General features: G+C 56.0%; 15 protein-coding genes. 3 read left to right on the top strand and 12 right to left on the bottom strand.

What is annotated here, in order from left to right:
* Nucleotides 1-116: 116 nt before the first annotated feature.
* The 3 genes from ABD931_RS20695 to ABD931_RS20685 form a co-directional block, all read right to left on the bottom strand.
* Nucleotides 117-1247 carry a FecR family protein gene (locus ABD931_RS20695; protein ID WP_345269841.1) on the bottom strand — a complete coding sequence of 377 codons (1131 nt, stop codon included), beginning with the start codon at nucleotides 1245-1247 and terminating at the stop codon, nucleotides 117-119.
* Nucleotides 1248-1454: 207 nt separating this feature from the next.
* Nucleotides 1455-4280, bottom strand: coding sequence for a S8 family serine peptidase (locus ABD931_RS20690; RefSeq protein WP_345269840.1), 2826 nt, complete (start codon nucleotides 4278-4280; stop codon nucleotides 1455-1457).
* Nucleotides 4281-4309: 29 nt separating this feature from the next.
* Entirely contained in the window at nucleotides 4310-8338 is a 4029-nt protein-coding gene (locus ABD931_RS20685; RefSeq protein WP_345269839.1) for a S8 family serine peptidase, read from the bottom strand.
* Nucleotides 8339-8537: 199 nt separating this feature from the next.
* Between ABD931_RS20685 and ABD931_RS20680 the strand changes: the two genes are divergently transcribed.
* A complete protein-coding gene (locus ABD931_RS20680; RefSeq protein WP_345269838.1) occupies nucleotides 8538-9962 on the top strand; it encodes a DUF1800 domain-containing protein in 1425 nt (474 codons plus the stop codon).
* A 104-nt stretch (nucleotides 9963-10066) separates the two neighbouring features.
* Entirely contained in the window at nucleotides 10067-11284 is a 1218-nt protein-coding gene (locus ABD931_RS20675) for a DUF1501 domain-containing protein (RefSeq protein WP_345269837.1), read from the top strand.
* Here the strand turns inward: ABD931_RS20675 and rdgB are convergent.
* The 4 genes from rdgB to ABD931_RS20655 all read right to left on the bottom strand — a co-directional run bounded on the left by rdgB (nucleotide 11271) and on the right by ABD931_RS20655 (nucleotide 14998).
* Nucleotides 11271-11855 carry an RdgB/HAM1 family non-canonical purine NTP pyrophosphatase gene (gene rdgB, locus ABD931_RS20670; RefSeq protein ID WP_345269836.1) on the bottom strand — a complete coding sequence of 195 codons (585 nt, stop codon included), beginning with the start codon at nucleotides 11853-11855 and terminating at the stop codon, nucleotides 11271-11273. The two genes, ABD931_RS20675 and rdgB, sit on opposite strands and share 14 nt — an antisense overlap.
* 62 nt (nucleotides 11856-11917) lie before the next feature.
* The gene (locus tag ABD931_RS20665) at nucleotides 11918-12805 is read right to left on the bottom strand and encodes an FKBP-type peptidyl-prolyl cis-trans isomerase (protein WP_345269835.1); all 888 of its coding nucleotides are present in this window, start codon (nucleotides 12803-12805) and stop codon (nucleotides 11918-11920) included.
* 171 nt (nucleotides 12806-12976) lie between these two features.
* Complete coding sequence (locus ABD931_RS20660; protein ID WP_345269834.1) at nucleotides 12977-13912, bottom strand: FKBP-type peptidyl-prolyl cis-trans isomerase; 936 nt, start codon at nucleotides 13910-13912, stop codon at nucleotides 12977-12979.
* A gap of 69 nt (nucleotides 13913-13981) precedes the next feature.
* Nucleotides 13982-14998: a DHH family phosphoesterase gene (locus ABD931_RS20655; protein ID WP_345269833.1), complete on the bottom strand. Its 1017-nt coding sequence runs from the start codon at nucleotides 14996-14998 to the stop codon at nucleotides 13982-13984.
* 155 nt (nucleotides 14999-15153) lie between these two features.
* Between ABD931_RS20655 and ABD931_RS20650 the strand changes: the two genes are divergently transcribed.
* A complete protein-coding gene (locus ABD931_RS20650; RefSeq protein ID WP_345269832.1) occupies nucleotides 15154-15573 on the top strand; it encodes a nucleoside-diphosphate kinase in 420 nt (139 codons plus the stop codon).
* A 150-nt stretch (nucleotides 15574-15723) separates the two neighbouring features.
* Here ABD931_RS20650 and ABD931_RS20645 read toward each other — a convergent pair whose 3' ends face one another.
* From ABD931_RS20645 to ABD931_RS20625, 5 genes are all read right to left on the bottom strand, one after another.
* Complete coding sequence (locus tag ABD931_RS20645) at nucleotides 15724-16839, bottom strand: ABC transporter permease (RefSeq protein ID WP_345269831.1); 1116 nt, start codon at nucleotides 16837-16839, stop codon at nucleotides 15724-15726.
* Complete coding sequence (locus ABD931_RS20640; protein WP_345269829.1) at nucleotides 16836-17942, bottom strand: ABC transporter permease; 1107 nt, start codon at nucleotides 17940-17942, stop codon at nucleotides 16836-16838. Before ABD931_RS20640 ends, ABD931_RS20645 begins: the two co-directional genes overlap by 4 nt.
* Nucleotides 17943-18005: 63 nt before the next feature.
* Complete coding sequence (locus ABD931_RS20635) at nucleotides 18006-18755, bottom strand: ABC transporter ATP-binding protein (protein ID WP_345269828.1); 750 nt, start codon at nucleotides 18753-18755, stop codon at nucleotides 18006-18008.
* Nucleotides 18752-19681, bottom strand: a complete 930-nt coding sequence (locus ABD931_RS20630) for an ABC transporter ATP-binding protein (RefSeq protein ID WP_345269827.1) — start codon at nucleotides 19679-19681, stop codon at nucleotides 18752-18754. Before ABD931_RS20630 ends, ABD931_RS20635 begins: the two co-directional genes overlap by 4 nt.
* Before the next feature lie 13 nt (nucleotides 19682-19694).
* Entirely contained in the window at nucleotides 19695-20630 is a 936-nt protein-coding gene (locus ABD931_RS20625; protein ID WP_345269826.1) for an HlyD family secretion protein, read from the bottom strand.
* Nucleotides 20631-20633 lie beyond the last annotated feature (3 nt).

The following is a 20633-nucleotide window of genomic DNA, read 5'->3' as shown; positions in this document are numbered from 1 at the left end:
AGTCGGAGATGTTGGCGCATTTCCGACTTTTTGTTGAAGGCTACAGCAGCGGGTTCTTCATAGGCGTGTCCGGCGGGCTTTAGTGTTCATATTGGTTAAACATATACTCTATCCACTTATAGATTACACCCTTTGCTGTAAATGATTACCTGCCCGTCTATCTGTTCGTACCGGGCATCAATGGTATTACAGATCAGATCAAGTTTTTCGAAAAGCGGCTCGTCGGTCAGCGTAGCGGTCAGGTAGCAGTTCTGCATGACTTCCTGGTCATACAGAATCCGGATACCGTACGCTTTTTCGAGTTGGGCAAAGACAGCGGCTATGGGTGTTCGCTTAAAATTGAACCGAAGTTGTTCAATCGGCCACTCAACTACCGAAGGATGCTCAACCACACTCTTGGTCAGCCGCGTATCCGGTGCCGAAAACAGAACCTGCTGGTTAGGCGTCAGCACAAGAGCCCCTTCGCTGTTGTCCTCCTGTTGCTGCTGCCGACTTGCCGGATGGCGGGCGAACACCGTGACTCTACCCGTTTTGACCACTACCTTAACCTGTTCGTGATTATCGAAGGTCTGCACCGTAAAACTGGTGCCCAGTACTTTGGTGACTAAGCCGTCGGCATACACGTAGAAAGGCCTGGAGGGATCTTTGGCGACTTCAAAAAAGGCTTTACCGGCCAGGTATACCTCGCGTTTGCTGCCCGGAAACTTCCTGGCATAACTGATGCGGCTATGCGGATATAACAGAATGCTGCTGGCGTCCGGCAGGTTTACCAGTTTTGGTTTATCTGTCGTATTGGCTACTTCCAGCAGCGGGGTAGCAGCCTGGGTGGTCAATCTCTGATACGTTATTGTCCGGCTCCGGTGCTCAACCAATGACTGGAATGCATACCAGCCAAAAAAGCCAAGCATCAGCAATAAGCCGGCGGCTATACTATACCGTAACCACGGATAGGTAAACCGTTTTACAGACGGGTTATCAGGCACATCGAGCGACTGGTGTAGCCGGTGAATTTCGGCCGCTATTTCCCGTTCCGAGATTGCCTGTTCCTGATTCGACGGCTGAGTATAGTGATTCGAAAGCGCGATTAACAGGTAGGCGGCTTTTTCGACAAGATCTTTTTTATCCGGATTCTGCATCAGCCAGTCTTCCCAGAAAACGCGGTCAGCCGGTTCGTTGAGTAGCTGCCAGCGCCGAAAGGAGACATCAATCGCTAATTGCTCCGGCCCAAAATTCCTATAGTCCTGCATGACCTGCTGTAGAATGAATCGCTATTTGCAGGTAAGGATGCAGACAGAGCCTCCCAATACTCTTTATTTTGAAAAAATATTTTAGCGGGGAGACGGGCGATTACTTGTGATACAAGCGGTCATCTGTTTCTCTAAAGAGAAATTATTTGCCGCGCTAAGGCTATAGCCGAAGTTTTCAGGCTCAGGTCGTCTGAACATCGTACAGGCTCACTTCTTAATAAACCGCTGCTCCCTTCGTCGATCACCATCGGTCAGACGAATCCAATAACCACCCGGCGAGAGGGTACCGACATTCATCTCAAGCAGGAAGGAATCGCCATGCCGCATGAGGGGTATCGCCCGGTGTAGTAGCCGTCCCTGTACGTCATATATGCTGATGCTTACCTCCGTCGCCTTCGGGTGGGCGTAACGGATGGAGAGGGTGGCGGTTGCCGGCACGGGGTACAGCAGCAGACAGCTATCGGTGGGGGCGGTGCTGAGAACAGGGCCGGTGGGCAGACTGTTGTCGCCGGCTACACGCACCAGCCGCACCGCCGAACGGCCCGTGCAGTTTTGCTGGGTAACTTCGACCTGATAGCTGCCCGGCTGATTCACCAGCAGGTGTGGGGCGGTGGAGCCGGGCAGTACGGTTTCGTTGCGAAACCACTGATACCGGTAGCTCAACTCGCTGGGAGCCTGTAGGCGTACCGAAGCTCCTCGGGGCAGTAGCAACTCCTCGTCGGCGGGTACTAGGGGAATATCGTTGACGGTGGAGGCCCGGACATTGACTTCGGCGGAGGTTGTCCGGCAGCCCTGCTGATTGGTTCGTACCTGATACCGGCCGGGCTCTCTGGCCTCCAGCGTACCGGATTGCGCCCCCGGAAGAGGCTGGCCGTTGCGCAGCCACTCCACCGGAACAGGACCCGTGCCTTGCTCGGTGATGGCCGTCAGGGTAACGGACGAATTTGGGCATAGCCACTGCTCCTGCGCAGGAGAGAGGGTGACCGTCGGCGTTGTAATCCGGACGCTTACCGGCGCTGAGGTGCCGGTGCAGCCGTTGCGGTCGGTGATCGTTACGACATAATTGCCCGATTCGCTAACCGTCAGTGCCGACCCGGCAGCATTGGCGAGCAGACTGCCGTTGCGCAGCCACTGGTATTGGTAGCCTGTATTGGTTACGGCCCGCAGGGTCAGCGTACTGCCGGGGCAAAGCAGCGTATCGCGGCCCGGACTCACCGTGGCCGTAAACTGGCACTGACTCGGGCGCAGGCCGCTGACCAGCAGCGAAAAGGGCTGAGCCCCGTAGGTCAGGGTATTTTTGTGGGTAATGGTAATGGTATAGGTCTGGCCGGCCACCGGATTGGCGATGTATACCTGCTCTACATTGTCCCGAATGTTATCGCCCCGCTGCGCCGGCTGATCGGGGCGGTTAGGGTCCAGTATCCAGGGCAGGTATATGGTTCGTCCGTCGCTGATGCGCAGGTCGAGGTCGTTGATGAGCTTGGGCGTCCGGTTGTTCAGGTTGGCCGCGCTGAGCAGGGTGGCAGGCGCTTCCGGGTCGGTCCAGGACAGGGTAATTGCCAGCGGCTCACCGCCTTTGGCCACAATTTGTTCGGTAAATGTCCGGCTTTGCGGCAGTGTCCGTTCATCGAGCCGGTGGGTGTTGGACTCATTGACAAGCACCTGCGCGGCTCGCTCCGTATTCAGCAAGCCCCAGCCCAGTTGGTAATCGGGGCCTTTGGCTGGTGCGGGGCGGTCGGCGGTATGGATGGCGAGGCCTTTCAGCGTGGCCGACCGCATAAACTGGGCAATGCCGTTGGCTGTTTTCGTCCGGTTGGCGTACAGTTCCTGCAACAGCAGCAGCGAGCCGGAAACATTGGCCGAGGCCATTGAGGTGCCGGTATAGGTGCCATAGGCCGTAGGGCTAGCCGTCAGCGACGACAGAACACGGGTGCCGATACCGACTAGATCGGGTTTGATGCGACCGTCGTCGGTAGGCCCCCATCCGCTGTAAGCCGATACCTTCAGGCGGGTGAGCTGGTTTTGGGCGGTTAGCGTTACGTCGCCAGCCCCAATGGTCAGCAAGTTTTTGGCGGTGGCTTCACCGGGAATTACGTCGTAGCCGTCGTTGCGGTTACGGGGCAGGGTACTTTGCTGACTGGTATTTTTGAGGTAATAGGGCGTTCCGGCGGGCGGGCCGGTTTCGCTATGCTTATTATCCGCCGAGCGCACCATCAGGTAATACGGATTGTTGAAGGCAATCCGGTCCAGGTCACGGGCGCGGTTGGAATAAAAGCCGTACAGGTAATCTTCGGTATTGCTGATCGACGGGGTACCCCACCACTCCCATTTCAGATCCGGCTGGGTGCCGGGCCGCTCTTCGTTCAGCACCCAGCCGGTAATGGGTCCGTACGCGTGGTTGGAGATGAGCAGGGTGGGGGCGGCTGCGGTGATCTCGGTAAGGTCGTCGGTATAATCCCAGACCAGCAGTTGAGCTCCGAACGCCATACCGCGTGCTTCCGGATTTATTCCTTTGCCAATGAGGGTGCCGGCCAGGTGGGTGGCGTGATCGCTCAGATCGCCGGTTTTGTTCATCGGCAGGATGCGGCCGGTGAGTTCCTGGTGGTCGGTGCGCGGGCGGCCGCCGTCCCATAAGCCCAGTTTACCGGCTATATCGGTGCTGCTGCCGGTTACGGTAAGCCCCAGCGGCCCTTTGGTGTAGAGGATCTGGGTGCGGGTACCGGCGGCCGCTTCGGTATTGTGCAGGCTGTAATAGATGGGCTGGCCCAGCGAATCTATTTCCTGAAGGGTTATCCAGCGGTTACTGGAATACTTTTTGCGGAGCGGCCAGCCCTGCTTCCGCGCCTGCCGTAAGGTCTGGTGCCGGAGCGTTTTGTACCGGAGCCTGATCTCCCGCTGCCAGTTGTTTTCGGGAGCAGGGTGGATAAGCTGACCATAGGAACAGAGGTTCGTCCATAACAGAAAAAATACGCCTGCAATGCCCCTGCGGCCGGCAAAGGCAAGCCACTGGCCACCCGGTGGCCTTCGGTTCAACAACGCAGATGGGTCCGTATGCAGACGTGTTACAGCTTTATGACTCGTTTTGCCCGAACGGCTGCCGTACCGTTCTCCTGAATCAGTACAAAAAATGTACCGCCCGGCAGGTCGGCCAGATCGAGGATCGCGGTATAAATTTTTCCGTCGCGTCGCATTGGGGTCGTCCGCAGGGTTGCGCCTTGCAGATTGGTGAGCTGCACCACCGGCAACGGCTCATTGCTGGTGGCGGCCGGGATCTCGACGGTCACCGTTTTTACGGCCGGGTTGGGGAATACCCGAAAGAAATCATCGGCCAGTGTCGGCTCCGTCGCCAGAATTACTATCGCTACTTCCTCGGAGATCAGCTCTCCGCAGCCGTCGATACTGGCCCTGACCGAATAGCGGCCGGACCGGGTGGCCGTATAGGTCCGGCCGGTGGCTCCCGCAATGGCAATCCCGTCCAGCAGCCACTGATTGCCCGATGCCGCGTTGGAGGTCAGCGTGAAGCCATCGCGGGTTATGACCGGGGGCACCGCTTCCCGGAGGGTTACCTGCACCGCCGGGGAGGTAGCCGGTAAACAGGCGTTGGCCACCTGCACGGCATAAGTCCCCTCCGCCGAGGCAAAGTACGTGGCCGAGGTAGCACCGGCAATCGGCTGACCATTCCGCAGCCATTGGTACGACAAACCAGGGCCGGTATTGGCCCGGAGTGTGGCCGCACTCCCCCGGCAGATGGCGGTTGATCCATCGGGTGTGATGGTGGCCGTAACGGCGTCGCCCGTTGTCAGGTTTACGGCCGTACGCTGCACCGCCGGACAGCCCAGCGCCTTTAATTTCAGGTCGTAGAAATAGTACCAGGCAGTGGTCAGCGTGTCGGCGTTAAACTGCGAACCACGCATGGTCGCTACGCCCGGAATGCGGAACGGAAATCCGCTGACGCCCACATTGCTCCGGAATATACTGGCCCCGTCTTCGTACTCAATCGTGATCTTATAGTCGCCGGCTTCCGGGATGCGGAGGTTGAGCAGGTATTCGGCACCGGGGTCGTTGGGATCATCGGCCAGCTGACCACTGGGAGCCGAACCGGTAACGTTGGGGTTTCGGGTTGCCGTAACATCCAGGGTGACGGCCGAAATCGGGGAGTCGTCGGCCCGGCGTACGGTAAATGTCAGCCGCCCGGACGTGCCGATATAGAGCCGGGCACTCTCGATCAGCAGCGGCACCTGAGTCGATAGCAGCGGTGCCGGCCCGAAGTTACCGGCGTACGAACCACCACCGAAAGCGCTCTTGGTAACGGGTCCAAGGCGGGCGGAAAAATCGTTGATGACGGCATAGTAAGTACCGTTGGCAGGTCTCAGGGCGGTTGACGTTCGGTTGCCGCCTGCCAGGAAATTACCGCCCGCCGGGGAGTCGTACCAGAAGGCGGTGCCGGCTCCGGTATTGGTCAGCGATACGGCGGCATCCTGCCCGCAGGCGAGGGCGGCAAAAATACCATTGGCGGGAGCCGGACTGGTAGCGCGGATAACACTGATCTGGTTGTTGGTAGGGTCCTGGTCAGCGTTCAGGCCGGTGGTGCAGATAAACTGGTAGCTCCGCCCCGGTTCAAGCCGTATCTGAGGAGAGGCTTTCAGCGATAGCGTCGATTCACTAAAGGCGGCCAGCGACGGTATAGTGCCGCTCAGGGTAGTCAATTCGTTTTGGTTACTGTCTACGACCCGGATGCTCACCGGAATATTCTGCTGAAGCTGGGTGCCGAAGTTGCGCACCCGCACGGCTACCGTAAGACTGCCGTCTGCGCCGGTTGCCGTTCCTGTCTGCGCACAAAAACCGGATTCGGGCGAGACCAGTGTGATAACGCCTACATCATTGGCGGTGCGCACATACTGGAGCAGGTACTCCTGCGTTTCGCCGTTGGCGTATGGGCCGCAGGAGGTGACCGCACCGGCACTCGCCGTTTCAACAGCCACGATCCGGAGCCGGGTAAACTGTCCGTTCGCTAAACCCGGTGGTGCCGTAAGGGTGCCGGAAAAGGTGGCTCCACTGCTGAGGATATCCGAGGTGGCAACGGTTTCGCCGGCATCGTCAAAATCACCGTCCAGGTTCCAGTCCACAAACGCCTTTACCACCACATTCCGGGCGGCATCACAGGTACCTACTGTCACCGACAGCGGCAACTGCTGCCCCGACTGCACGGTGGTACTCTGCTGCATAAAATCCGAATACGACGAGCAGGTATTGGACCCCCGCTGATCGATGCTGCCGATAACCACCCGGTCTATCCGGCTGCCCGTGTTGGCCGTTGCCGCCGAGGTGCAATAGGCTTGGCCGCCTGCGCCACTGATCAGCAGGGCGTAATCCTGTTTGCCGTCTTTCAGGCTGCCCTTGTGCGAAAGCGTCAGCGTATAGGTACGGCCCGGTATCGGGTTAGGAACGACAATCTGCTCTACATTATCCCGGATATTATCGCCCCGACCGGCGGGCTGCTCCGGTCGGTCGGGGTCCAGTACCCACGGCAGTATGGTTTGAGTGCCGCTGGTGAGCCGGATGTCCAGGTCGTTGATGAGTTTGGGCGTGCGGTTATTCAGGTTGGCAACCGTGACCGGTGTGGCGGTTCCCTCGGGATCAGTCCAGCAGATGGTGACCACCAGCGGCCCCCGGCCCGATGCCACCACAGACAGCGTGTAGGTCTGGTTCTGGTTGAGCGTTCGTTCATCGAGGAGGTGGCTGCGGTCGGCGTTGCGGATAACCGTAGCCGCCCGCTCTGTATTCAGCAGGCCCCAGCCGTAGCGGTAATCAGGGCCGGGCGCGGGGCCGGCTTCTTCGGCGGTATGAATCGCCAGGCCTTTCAATGTCGACGAGCGCATGACCCGGCCGTTGTTCAACTGCGCGAAATACTCCTGTAAAAGCAGCAGCGAGCCGGCCACATTGGGTGAGGACATAGACGTCCCGGACAAGGAGGTATACCGGTTGGCTCCCGCCGAACTGGTAGAAAGCACGCTCACGCCCACGCCCACCAGATCGGGTTTAATACGGCCGTCGTCCGTAGGTCCCCAACTGCTGAACGAGGCCAGCCGGGCATCCGTCGGCTGAAAGTAGCCGTTGGCGATGGTGCTGATGGCGCCTACGGTCAGGATGTTTTTGGCCGTACCGTAGGTGCTGATCTGATCGTAGCCGTTCTGGTCCTGACGGGGTTGCGTACTGGTGGTGCTGCGGCTGCCGAAGTAATAGGGCGAACCGGCTGCGGGACCATTGGCCCCGTGACTGTTGCCGGCCGATTTGACGATGAGATAATACGGCGCATTAAACGCGATGCGATCCCAATTTTGGGCGTTGGTGTTGTAGAACCCAAATTTGTGGTCCTCGGTTGCGCTGATCGTCGTATCGCCCCACCACTCCCATTTGATGGTTCCGGTGCGGCTATCGTTGAAGGTCCAGCCGGCCTGTGTGCCGTACGAATGGTTGGAGATTAACAGGTCCTGGGCGGCAGCGGCCATCTCGGTTTCATCGCTGTTAAAATCATAGGCCCGTAGCCGGGCTCCGGGGGCCATTCCCTGCGCGAGGGTGTTCTGCCCCGCAGCGATCAGAATGCCACCTACGTGCGTGGCGTGGTTGTCGGTCAGGCTGGGGTTGTCGATTTGCGTTACCCGATTGCCAAATTCGGCATGGGTTGCCAGCGTACGCCCGCCATCCCAGAACGCCAGCCGATTCTGCACGGCCGGTGAGGCTCCGGTGAGGTTCAGCCCCAGGCTACCCCCCTCATAAAAGGCGTTGGTGCGGGTGGTTGTACCGGCGCGGGTGGCGCTGTAGGTGACATCGTACAGCAACTCGCCCCGCTCGTCGATACCCCGCAGGGTAAGTACCGTACCGTCGGGCCTGACCTCCTCAATCAGACGGTTTTGCTGCCGGGCCCGTTGGACCGCCCGCCTGTAATTACCCTCCTGAAACTGCCGGATGTTCTGCTGAACTTTTGTCAGTTGAGTACGTTGCCAGGCACTATAGGGTAGGGGTTGCGCTGTACCGGTAAACCAACGTACTAAACATAAACCTGTAATAAACCAGCCGGAAAAATGCCGCATATAGCTATTGGGAATGAAGCCTCCTAAATTACGGACAGAACCGCAATTCATTGCTATCTCTTCAGTAGTATTTACCTAACTGATAAAGAGCATAAAGACGCAGGAAAATCCGTTTAAATACATCTAATAAATTCAGAGCCGTTGCGTTAAACCTTTGCCGCTTAGCCAAATCTACAGTCAAAGACTCTAATACTGTTTTATGGAACGAACACCTACCCACACGCTACGACATCTATTCGGCCGGGCTGGTTTCGACGCGACCCCCGCCCAACTCAACGAAGCGGTCCGCCTGGCGCTCCGAAAGGTTATCCGAAACCTGTTTGCCGAAAGCGATCCGTTTACACCGCTCCCTTCTTCAGCTGAAGACCTCCCGGACCGGCGCGAACTACGGGGTATGTTCCAGAATGGCCAAATCGACCGCGACAAGCTCCGGGAGCAGATTCGGATGAGCGCCGGGCAGATCCGTGATATGAACCTGCTCTGGCTCGACCGGATGGCATCGGGGCAGGGTGCCCTGCGGGAAAAGATGGCCTTGTTCTGGCACGGTCATTTTGCCTGCCGCGTGCTGAATCCGCAGCGGGTCAACAGCTACCTGAACACCCTGCGGCAGCACGCCCTCGGCCGGTTTGGTGATCTGCTGATGGCGGTATCCAAAGAGCCGGCCATGCTGCAGTTTCTGAACAATCAGCAGAACCGAAAGAACGCGCCCAACGAAAACTTTGCCCGCGAGGTGATGGAGTTGTTTACGCTCGGGCGCGGCAACTACACCGAAAAAGACATCAAAGAAGCTGCCCGCGCCTTCACCGGCTGGGGGGTTACGCTGGACGGTAAGTTTGTGTTCCGGCCCCTCATCCATGATGATGACCCTAAAACCATCTTTGGGCAGACCGGCAACTTCAAGGGAGAGGATGTGATTGCCATGCTGCTGGAAAAGAAGCAGACGGCGCGGTTCATCACGAGCAAGATCTACCGCTACTTCGTCAACGAAACCGAAGACCCGCGCCGGGTGGATGAACTCAGCGAACAATTTTATCGCAGCGGCTACGACATTGCGGCCCTAATGGAGACAATATTCTCCGCCGACTGGTTTTACGATAAGGCCAATATGGGTGCCCACATCAAATCGCCGGTGGAGTTGCTGGCGGGGATGCAGCACACGCTGGGGCTAACATTTGAGCAGCGGCAGCCGCCAATTTTCATCCAGCGGACACTCGGTCAGGTGCTGCTCTACCCCCCAAACGTGGCCGGCTGGCCAGGCGGCAAAAGCTGGATCGACAGTTCCAGTCTGCTGTTCCGGATGCGGTTGCCCGACTACCTGCTGAAAGCCTCGGAAGTGACCGTTCGGCCGAAAGACGATGGCGATGTAAACAACGAACTGCTGATACAGCGGGGCGACCGGCAATTCCGGACACAGATCAACTGGACGGCGTTTGAATCGCATTTTTCTGACATATCCGAAGCCAAGCTGCCCGACGCCATAGCGGCCTGTCTGCTGCCCTGGCCGCTGACCCGCCGGCAGCGGGAGTTAATTGGTAAACAGGTGAAGGCCGGCGTATCACGCAGCGAGCAAATCCAGACGCTAACGGTTGCCTTAATGAGTTTGCCGGAGTATCAGTTAAGTTAGTTTTTAGTCGATAGTCTGTAGTGGCGCTGCTTATTTTCTGCTTTTGACTATCGGCCAACCACTAACGACTATCGACTATTGACCATCGACTTACAACTAACCCTATGAACCGCAGAAAATTTATTAAAAACTCAGCCTTGACCACGGCCGGTACAATGCTGATTCCGCATTTCCTGAAGGCCTACGAGCTGAATCAACTCGGTCGGGCAGCGCTGGCTGGCGCATTGGACCCGAATAAGGTGCTGGTAATTGTGCAACTATCCGGCGGCAACGACGGCCTGAATACCGTAGTGCCGTACCGCAACGATATCTACTACCGCGAGCGCCCGCGCATTGCCATTGCCGCCGATAAAGTCTTCCGGCTAAACGATGAGGTAGGCTTCCACCCGGCCCTGGAATCACTGCGTAGCTGGTACGATGACGGCAAGGTGACAATTATCAATAATGTCGGCTACCCAAACCCGGACCGGTCCCATTTCCGGTCGATGGACATCTGGCAGACTGCCAGCAATGCCGATCAATACCTGAACACCGGCTGGCTGGGCCGTTTTCTGGATGCCAATTGCACCGGCACTGCCTGTGAGCCGCACCGGGCCATTGAGGTAGACGATACGCTGAGCCTGGCGCTGAAAGGGCAGAAACTGAACGGCCTGGCGGTGCTGAACCCGGCCCGGCTGCACAACCAAACCCGCCATGGTATGGTGCAGCAACTGGCGCAGATGCAGCCTGATCACGACCATAACAACGTGGCCTATCTGTACAAGACCCTGGCTGAAACGGTTTCTTCTGCCAACTATGTGTACGAAAAGGCGAAAGTACAATCGGCAAAAGCTACGTATCCGGCAAGTGAACTGGGCAACCGGCTGAAAACGGTATCGGAGTTGATACAATCCGGCGTAAATACCAGCGTGTATTATATCTCCATCGGTGGGTTTGATACGCACATCAACCAGCCGGGGCAGCAGGAGCGGCTCTTGCGGCAGTATGCCGAAGCCGTAAACGTATTCCTGGGCGACATTAAACAGGCCGGCCGGCTGAACGACGTGCTGCTGATGACCTTCTCCGAATTTGGCCGACGGGTGAAGCAGAACGCCAGCAACGGCACCGACCACGGCACGGCCAACAACGTATTCCTGATGGGCGGCAACCTGACACCCGGCAAGGTCTTCAACGAAGCGCCCGACCTCACCGACCTGGACGAGGGTGACCTGAAATACACCATCGACTTCCGCAGCATCTACGCAACCCTGCTCCGCAACTGGCTGAAAGCCGACGATGTGGCCGTGCTGGGGCAAAAATTTGATACGCTTATCTTTGGTTGACCGTTTGCAGGAACTCCACCATTTTGTCGAGGGCCCGGGCACGATGACTGATCTGGTTCTTCTGCTCCATGGTCATCTCCGCCAGAGTCTGGTCAAAGCCATCCGGTACAAACACAGGATCGTAGCCGAAGCCACCGGTACCACGCGGTTCAGTGATGATGTGTCCGCCGATGATGCCTTCAAACTGGTATTCGACACCGTGCAGAATAAGCGTAAACACCGTGCGGAAATGGGCCCGACGGTCGGCTACTCCATTGAGTTCGGCAAGCAGTTTCTGCACATTGCGGGTATTGTCGCGGGGTAGCCCGGCGTAGAAAGCGGAGTTGACGCCCGGTTCGCCGTGGAGCGCGTCGACTTCCAGGCCGGTATCATCGGCGAAGCACGAAACGGCATAATGGGTCCAGACGAACTCGGCTTTCTGGCGCGAGTTGCCGGCGATGGTAGTCTGGGTTTCGGGGAGTGTTTCGGTGCAGCCGATGTCCTGGAGAGTTTTCAGGGTAAACGCATCGTCTAAGCGGGCGGTTACCTCCTCCAGTTTGTGGAGATTGTTGGTTGCGAAGCAGAGTTCCATAGGTGGGGAATAAAAAAGCCCTCCGCAAAACTACGAAGGGCTCTGAAAGACCATCAGAAAACTTATTTTACACTCATAATTTCCAGGTCAAAGGCTAAAGGTGCATAGGGACCAATCGTCTGGCCACTTCCCTGCGTACCATAGCCCAGCGCTGACGGGAAAACAATAGTGGCTTTTTCGCCGGCCCGTAATTTCTGCAAAGCCTCTTCCCAGCCTTTTACCACGCGGCCTTCACCGATGACCACATTAATGGTGCCCGCGTCAAATTGAGTATCATTCAACAGCTTGCCCGTGTATTTGACATTGACCGTTTTACCGGTTGTAATCAATACCGAATCCGGTCGGGACTGGGTTACAGCAACGCGTAACCCATTATCCTGTTTTTGCGTAACCGCCAGCTTTTTGGCTTTTATATAATCCTCAATCTGTTCGTCTTCCGTCCGGACATTGACTACCTTCAGATCATACCGAACGGGGGAGTATTGCGGTAGCAGCAGCGTGCCGATCCGGCCATTATCCAGGTAAGCCGGCACCAGCAGAATGGCTTCTTCCCCTTCTTTCAATTGCGTAATACCCAGGAAAAGTCCGGCGGTGATGTTAACGGGCCGGTCGAGATACACAAATGACAGCGGTTTGTTGGCGGCAATATCCGTACTGTCGACAATCAGATTGTCCAGGCGTCGGGCAACGTAATGGTACTGTACCTGGTCGCCAATCTTCGGCTGCTGCCCGTTGGGTACCGATTTCGTTATGTAATAATATAAACCCAGTTCGTTTTTCTGAACCTGGCCGCGCAGGTTATTCCGGTCAATGTATTGTTCGATTTCCTGTTCGTTTTCGCGTTTTTTTCGGTCCTGTAAGGCTTCACCAGCCTGCTCGCAGGAAACCACACCAAAGCCGGTGCTCGCCAGAGCGGCATAGAACAGGACTTTATTTGCCAAGGTACGCATCTTCTTTTTTGAACTGCTCATCAAAGTGTTGACATTAGACATTGGACGTTAGACTTGATAAATCGCCAAGGCCTGGTCCGGCGTCTGCTGTCTAACGTCCAATGTCTTAAGTCTCTTAAGAGTACAACGGAGCCGGATAGCGTTTGGTACTATCCGGCCCTATAAAAAATGTTAACGCGGAGCACCGGCACCACCAGCACCACCCGGAGCCGGCGCACCCGGCGCACCAGGGCCACCGGCCGGACCTTTTTTCACGTTCAGCAAATCAATATCGAAGATAAGCACCGAATTCGGCGGAATAACGCCACCGGAACCTTCGGAGCCGTAGGCCAGTGTCGACGGGATAATCAGCGTTCCCTTGGCCCCTTCGCGCATCAGCATAACGCCTTCTTCCCAACCCGGAATAATCATGCCAACGCCTACCTGGAAATCAATCGGCTGACCACGCGGCACCGAGCTGTCAAATACTTTGCCGTTCAGCAGCTTACCGGTATAGTGTACTTTTACCATATCACCGGGCTTCGGCTGAGGTCCGGTACCAGGCTGATTGATGATATAATGGAGGCCGGAGGCTGTTTTCTGCACTTTGCCGCCCAGGTTATTTTTGGCTACGTAGTCGGCAATAATTTTCTCATCAACACCTTTCTGCTTGTCGCGAAGCTGCGATTGTGCTTTGGTGTATTCTTCTTCGTTTTGTACGTCGATGACTTTCACGGTAAAGGCAATATCAGAACCTTTGGTAACACCGGGAGGCAACGGCTGCATGGCCCGCGAGAACAGCGAGTCGGCGCTGACGTAGAAGGTAGCGCTATCGCCCTTGCTGAGCATGGCCAGCCCTTCTTCAAAGGAGCCTTTGAATGGCGGCACCTGCAGCATGATTTTTAGCGGAGTCGGCTCTTTGTGCGTATCGCGCAGCACGGAATCCTTGCTATTCTTGAGGGCCAGGTGCATGGTCATAATATCCCCGACCTTGGCCTTGCGAGTGTCTTCGTTTTGTTCGTGAATCTGGTATTTTAAGCCGCTGTCGGTTACCTGAACGCGGTTTCTGTCGCAGGCAACCATCACGGCTGCGACCAGTACAGCCTTACCTAAGGTTTTGAAAAACATGAGTTTGTAATGGATTGAATGAATAAAATAAAAACGCTAAAAAGACAGACATAGTGCCAGCGCAGCCCATTAAACCGTTTCTAACAGCTGCTGCTGGTACTGCGGTAGCACCGCCAGCAAGTGCTGCTCGGTTTCTTCCAGTGACAGGCTGGACCGTCCGCCGGCCGCATTTCGGTGTCCCCCGCCATTGAAATGCGTGCTGGCCAGCTCCCGCACCGAAAACTCGCCAATGGAGCGGAACGACATCCGTATCTCTTCGCCCCGATCAATCAGAATGGCCGCCATCACGACTCCTTCTACCGATAACGCGTAGTTCACCATGCCTTCGGTATCGCCCGTTTTGGAGCGGAATCGCTTCAGTTCGTCGGCGGTTAAGGTTATATAAGCGAACTTATACTCCGGCCGCACCTTCAGTTTTTCGTTCAGCACGTAGCCCAGCAGGCGCAGCTTATCCAGCGAGGTATTATCAAAAATACGCCGGTGAATGCTGCTGACGTCGATGTGCAAATCGACCAGGTCTGCGGCCATGCGGTGTACATCGCCGGTGGTGGAGGGGTGCCGGAATGAGCCGGTATCGGTCATCAGCCCGGCATACAGGCATTCGGCAATAGAAATATCGATCAGGGCCTTATCGCCCAGCCGGTTAATAAGATTAAACACAAGCTGAGCCGTGGCGGCTGCCGTAGGGTCCCAGTAGGCGAGGTCGGCAAAGGCTTCGGGTTCCAGGTGATGGTCGATGAGAACTTTCGTGGCGCGTGACTGGCGGACCATCGGACCGAGGTCGCGGATGCGGTCGAGACTAGAGAAGTCCAGGCAAAAAATCACGCCGGCTTCTTCCATCAGGCGACTGACATGTACCCGTACTTTCTCCTCAAACGCAATTACGTCGTCATTGCCCGATAGCCAGTGCAAGCCGGTGGGGTAGTCGGTCGGCGTAACCACTGTTACGCGGTGCCCTTTCTTCTTTAAGTACCCGGCCAGTCCCAGCGATGAGCCCATGGCGTCGGCATCGGGGTTCTGGTGGGTGGTGATCAGCACGGTCTGCGGTTGTTTGAGCAGGGTGCCAATCGCTTCAATATCTTGCATATACCAAACGTCCGGACTGATGCTCAAAGAGAGCGGGTCCGGATTCTAACCCCAAAAGTACAAAGTTTTTAGCAAAGTTGCGGCCTGTGGTGGTGTGCGGCATTTAGGTTAAAGTTTGTAGCTTTGCGGCCGAATAAAATTCTGTATACAACCGCATGGTAACCAACCGAACTTTCACCATGATTAAGCCCGACGCCGTAGCGGAGGGTCATACCGGAGCCATCATCAACATGATTGAGGAAGCCGGATTTCGCATTGTAGCCATCAAAAAAGTACAACTCACCAGCGAGCGGGCGGGCCAGTTCTATGCCGTACACCGCGAGCGGCCGTTCTATAATGACCTTTGCGCCTATATGTCGTCCGGCCCGATTGTGCCGATGATCCTGGAGAAAGAAAACGCCGTGGCCGACTTCCGAACGCTCATCGGCGCGACCAACCCGGCTCAGGCGGCCGAAGGTACCATCCGGAAGCTGTACGCGAAGTCCATCGAAGCCAACGCCATCCACGGCTCCGACTCCGACGAAAACGCCAAAATAGAAGGCGATTTCTTCTTTGCGGGGGTGGAGCAGTATTAAATGTCGTTTGAGGTTTGAAGTTGCTCCGCAGGTTCCAGCTTTAAGCTGGACGACACTTGGTTGATACCCTTTGTCTAACCCGCTCAGCGTAGCCGAGCGACAACGAAGTACTAAACGTAACTTTTGCGGAGCAACCTCAAACCTCAAACCTTAAACCGTTTTCCGATACCGCCAAACTGCCAGTGACAACAACGTAACAGCAATGAGCAGAAGCGCGAAGAATTGCTGCTGAACGTCGCGGAAGGTGCTACCCTTGAGCATCACGTTGCGGGAGACTTCGATAATGTATTTCAGGGGGTTGATAATGTCGAGGTATTGCGCCCAAAGCGGCATGTTTTCGACAGAGGCAAACAGCCCGCTCAAGAGAATAAACAGCACCAGGCAGAAGAACGCTACGAACATGGCCTGCTGCTGGGTTTCCGATACCGTAGAGATCAATAATCCCAGCGAAACGCTCAGTAGCAGAAACAGCAGGGCAAAGCCGTACATCATCGGGATACTCCCCTCCGTGGGTATGTTGAACAGGAATACCCCCACCAGCAGCCCAATCGTAAACTGAAACAGCCCGATTATCACAAACGGGATCATCTTGCCCAGAATAAACTGGTAGCGCTGAATGGGCGTCACGTTGAGCTGCTCCATCGTCCCGATCTCCTTTTCCCGCACAATATTCAGGGCGGCAATCAGCCCGCCGATCAGAATCAGCAACTGAAACAGAATGGCCGGCACCATGTAGGTCCGGTATTCCAGCCTGGGATTGAACCAGTATTGATTCTGAACCGTTAGCTGCTGCCTGGTACCGGGCGCAACCGGAAAGTTCTCCACGACAATAGCCTGATTAAAGTCCCGGATGATGGTCGATGCGTAGCCGTTGGCAATACCCGCTTTGGACCCGTCAATAGCGTTGACCATCAGTTGAGTGGTAGCCGTATTTTCCCGGTACAGGTCCCGCTCGAAATGGGGCGGAATCACCAGCACCAGGTCCGCTTTGCCGTCGAGCATGAGTTGACGGGCCTGCTTGTAGCTGGGTACGTACCCCAGAAAGTTGAAGTTGCTGATGTAGCGGAACTTACCCGCCAGCCGCTGCGAGAACGTGGTATGGTCCTGGTCGACGACGGCAATGTTCAGGTTCTTGACCTCGAAATTGGCCGCAAACGACAGCAGAATCAGTTGCAGCAGCGGGGCCGAAATAATCATCCGCAGCAGCACGCTGTCCCGGAATATCTGCTTGAACTCTTTCTCGACTAAAAACAGAATACGTTTCATGACAGGCGGGTTTTCAGGTTACGCAAACTCATCAACACAAAAAACAGAGTCATGCCCATCAGCACCAGCGTCTCTTTGTACAGATACCCTAAGCCGACGCCCTTAATCATAATGCCTTTGACAATCTGGATAAAGTATTTGGCCGGAATGATGTTGGAGATAATTTGTAGCGGCCGGGGCATACTCTCAATCGGGAAAATGAAACCTGATAAGAAGATGGTCGGCATCAGCATAATCACCAGTGAACTGAACATAGCCACCAACTGCGAATTGGTGAGCGAGGAGATAAAAATGCCAATGACCAGTGCCAGCAGGATAAACAGCAGCATTTCGGCCAGTAGCAGCGGCAGACTGCCGTTGAGGGGCACCTTCAGCAGGAAAACACCCAGCGCCAGAATCAGGCAGCCGTTGATGAACGACAGCAGCAGGTAAGGCAGCACCTTGCCGAACAGAATCTGCCCCTGATTGAGCGGAGAGACCATCAGCACCTCCATGGTACCCATTTCTTTTTCGCGGGCAATGGTCACCGACGTCATCATGGCTGAGACCAGCAGCAGCACCAGCGTCATTACCCCCGGCACGAAAACAAACGCCCCCGCCAGTTCCGGGTTGAACACCATGCGGGAAGCAATTGCAATGGTCATGGGCATGCGGTTGCCGCTCTGCTGCTCGTCGACATAGTCGCGAATGATGGCCGAGGCATAGTTGGTCAGGCTGATGGCCGTGTTCTGCTCCGAGGCATCGGCCAGAAGCTGAACCGACGCCTGCTTGCCATGCTCAAAATCATTGGAGAAACCCACCGGGAACACCAGCACCATCTTGATAACGCCTTTGCGAAAAGCCGGCTCAATATCCTGATACGAACGCAGATTCTGCACCAGTTGAAAATAGCCCGACGACAGCAATCGGTTGGTAATCTGACCGGAATGCAGGCTGTGGTCGTTGTCGAGTAGCGCAATTTTAGCATTCCTGATTTCATTGGTCAGCGCGAAACCAAACAGCAGCACCTGCGCAAACGGAATCCCGAACAGAATCAGCAGCGTCCGCCGGTCGCGCAGGATGTGCAGAAATTCTTTTTTGACGAAAGCGAAAAAACGGTCCATTGGGAGTGAAGAGTGAAGAATTAAGAGCGAAGAGTTATTGCTGCGTCAGCTTTTAATTCTTCACTATTTTGTTGACGTTCCTCGGGCCAGAATCTGGAAAACGCCGTCCATGGAGTCGACGCCGTAGTGGCTTTTCAGGGCGCGGGGCGTGTCGAGAGCCTGAATGCGACCGTCGACCATGATGGAGACGCGGTTGCAGTACTCGGCCTCGTCCATGTAGTGCGTCGTCACGAAAATTGTGGTGCCCCGGTGGGCGGCTTCGTAGATCATATCCCAGAACTGCCGGCGGGTAATCGGGTCGACACCCCCGGTGGGTTCGTCCAGAAAGACGATCTGCGGTTCGTGCAGCATCGCTACCGAGAACGATAGCTTCTGTTTCCAGCCCAGCGGCAGCGAGGCTACCAGCGTGTCGGCTACCGAATGCAGGTTCAGGTTGTGCAGAATATGCTCCGTTTTGCGTCTGATTTCGGCCAGCGACAGGTCGTAGATACCACCGTAGAACCGGATATTTTCGCGGACGGTGAGGTCTTCGTACAGCGAGAACTTCTGACTCATGTAGCCGATCTGCTGCTTGATTTTCTCCGTCTCCCGGTACACATCATACCCCGCAATCTGCGCTTCGCCCGACGAGGGTTTCAGCAGACCGCACAGCATTCGGATAGCGGTGGTTTTGCCCGCTCCGTTGGCTCCCAGAAAGCCAAAGATTTCGCCTTTGTCAACTGAGAAGGTGATCTCGTTGGTCGCGACAAAATCTCCGAATTTCTTCGTCAGCTTATTGGTGATAACGGCTGGTTTATGGGTTGACTGGTTCATTGGTTTGCTGGTTGACCGGCCTGCTGGTTCATCAGAGCCATGAAGGTGTCTTCAATGCCGGGGGGGATGCGCTCGATTTCCAGTTCCTGATGCTTTTTGTCCAGCAGGTACTGTTCAATCTGCTGCTTATCGGTGCCGTTGCGGGTCGTCAGGTGCAGCGACTCACCGAAGGCGTAGCACGACTCCGTAAACGAAGCCTGCCGCAAGTCCTGAATGAGTTGGTAGGTCGAGCCTGCGCGGACTGCGTACAACGGTTTTTTAAACCGTTGTGTGACATCTACAGGCGTATCAATTGCCAGAATCTGCCCGTTCTGAATAAAGCCTACCCGGTCGCACAAACCGGCTTCGTCCATGTAGGGTGTGGAGACCAGAATGGTCAGGCCCTGCGCTTTCAGCCGGCGCAGCATCTCCCAGAACTCTTTGCGCGATACCGCATCGACACCCGTGGTGGGTTCATCCAGAAACAGCACCTCGGGTTTGTGAATCAGCGCACAGCACAACGCCAGTTTCTGCTTCATACCGCCCGACAGTTGCCCCGCCCGCCGGTTTTTGAACGGAGCCAACTGCTCATAAATATCTTTGATGAGCGCATAATTGGCTTCAATGGTGCTGCCAAAGATTGTTGCAAAGAAAGACAGGTTCTCCTGCACGCTCAGGTCCTGATAAAGGGAGAACCGGCCGGGCATATAGCCGATTTGCTGACGAAGCCGTTTGTAATCACTCACAACATCCAGCCCCGACACAGTTACCTGTCCTTTATCGGCCAGCAGCAGCGTAACCAGAATTTTAAACAGTGTAGTCTTACCCGCCCCGTCCGGCCCGATCAGCCCAAACAACTCTCCCTGTTTGACGGTAAAGGATACGTCGTGGAGGGCTTGGGTGGGACCGTAAGCTTTCGATATATTTTCAATGACAATGGCGCTCATGTTAGTTGGCGACCTATTTAAACTTCACCTCCCCCGGCATGCCGATTTTCAGGCTGCCGTCATTCTTTACCTGCACCTTCATGGCATACACCAGGTTAACCCGCTCGTCTTTGGTCTGGATGACCTTCGGCGTAAACTCGGCTTTGCTGGAAATCCACGTTACCGTTCCCGGATACTCCTTGTACGTGTCGTTCGGCGCATCGACCAGCACTTTGACCGGCTGGCCGGTTTTTACGTTTACCAACTGGTCACCGCTGACATAAGCCCGTAAGATAATCGTATCCAGGTCGGCAATTTTGTAGAGGGGCTTGCCGAAGCCGGCTACCTCGCCTTCTTCGGCAAACTTGACGGTAACCGTGCCGTTGATGGGGTTCACTACCGACGATTTCTGAATCTGGTCCTCCACCTGCCGGATTTGCGCCTGCAAAGGGGCTTCTTCGGCCTGCGTACCGCGCCGTTGCGTATTCAGTGCCGATGCCTGAGCGGTCCGTTGCTGCCGGATCAGGGCAATCTGCCGTTCGATGACATCAATCTGGGCGTTTATGTCATCTAACTGCTTGGTGGGGGCGGCTCCGGCGGCAATCAGGTTTTCGGCCCTTGTCTTTTCGCGTTGCAGGTTCTTCAACTGCTGTTCCTGCACGGCAATCTGTTGCGCGTAGTAGGATAGTTGGGCATCCACATTGGGCGTTTTACTCGCTACGGCCTGCCGGCTGGCGGCCAACTGCGCTTTGCGTAATTCAAGTTGTTTGGCGTCAATCTGACCAACTGTCTGGCCGGCTTTGAGCGTCTGCCCCTCTTCCACCGCAAAGGATTGCAGCGTACCGGTCGCTTCGGCCGACACAATGGTTTCAACGGCTTCAAAGTTGCCGTAGGCATCGGCCCGGTCTTCGTCGCGGTTGCAGGCGGCCAGGCAGAGGGTGAGGCTGAGGATGAGCTGAATTGGTTTCATAGA

The organism is Nibrella viscosa, assembly GCF_039541875.1.
GTDB lineage: Bacteria > Bacteroidota > Bacteroidia > Cytophagales > Spirosomataceae > Nibrella > Nibrella viscosa.
The sequence above is the reverse complement of the archived record's forward strand: the minus strand, read 5'-3'. Positions and strand labels throughout refer to the sequence as shown.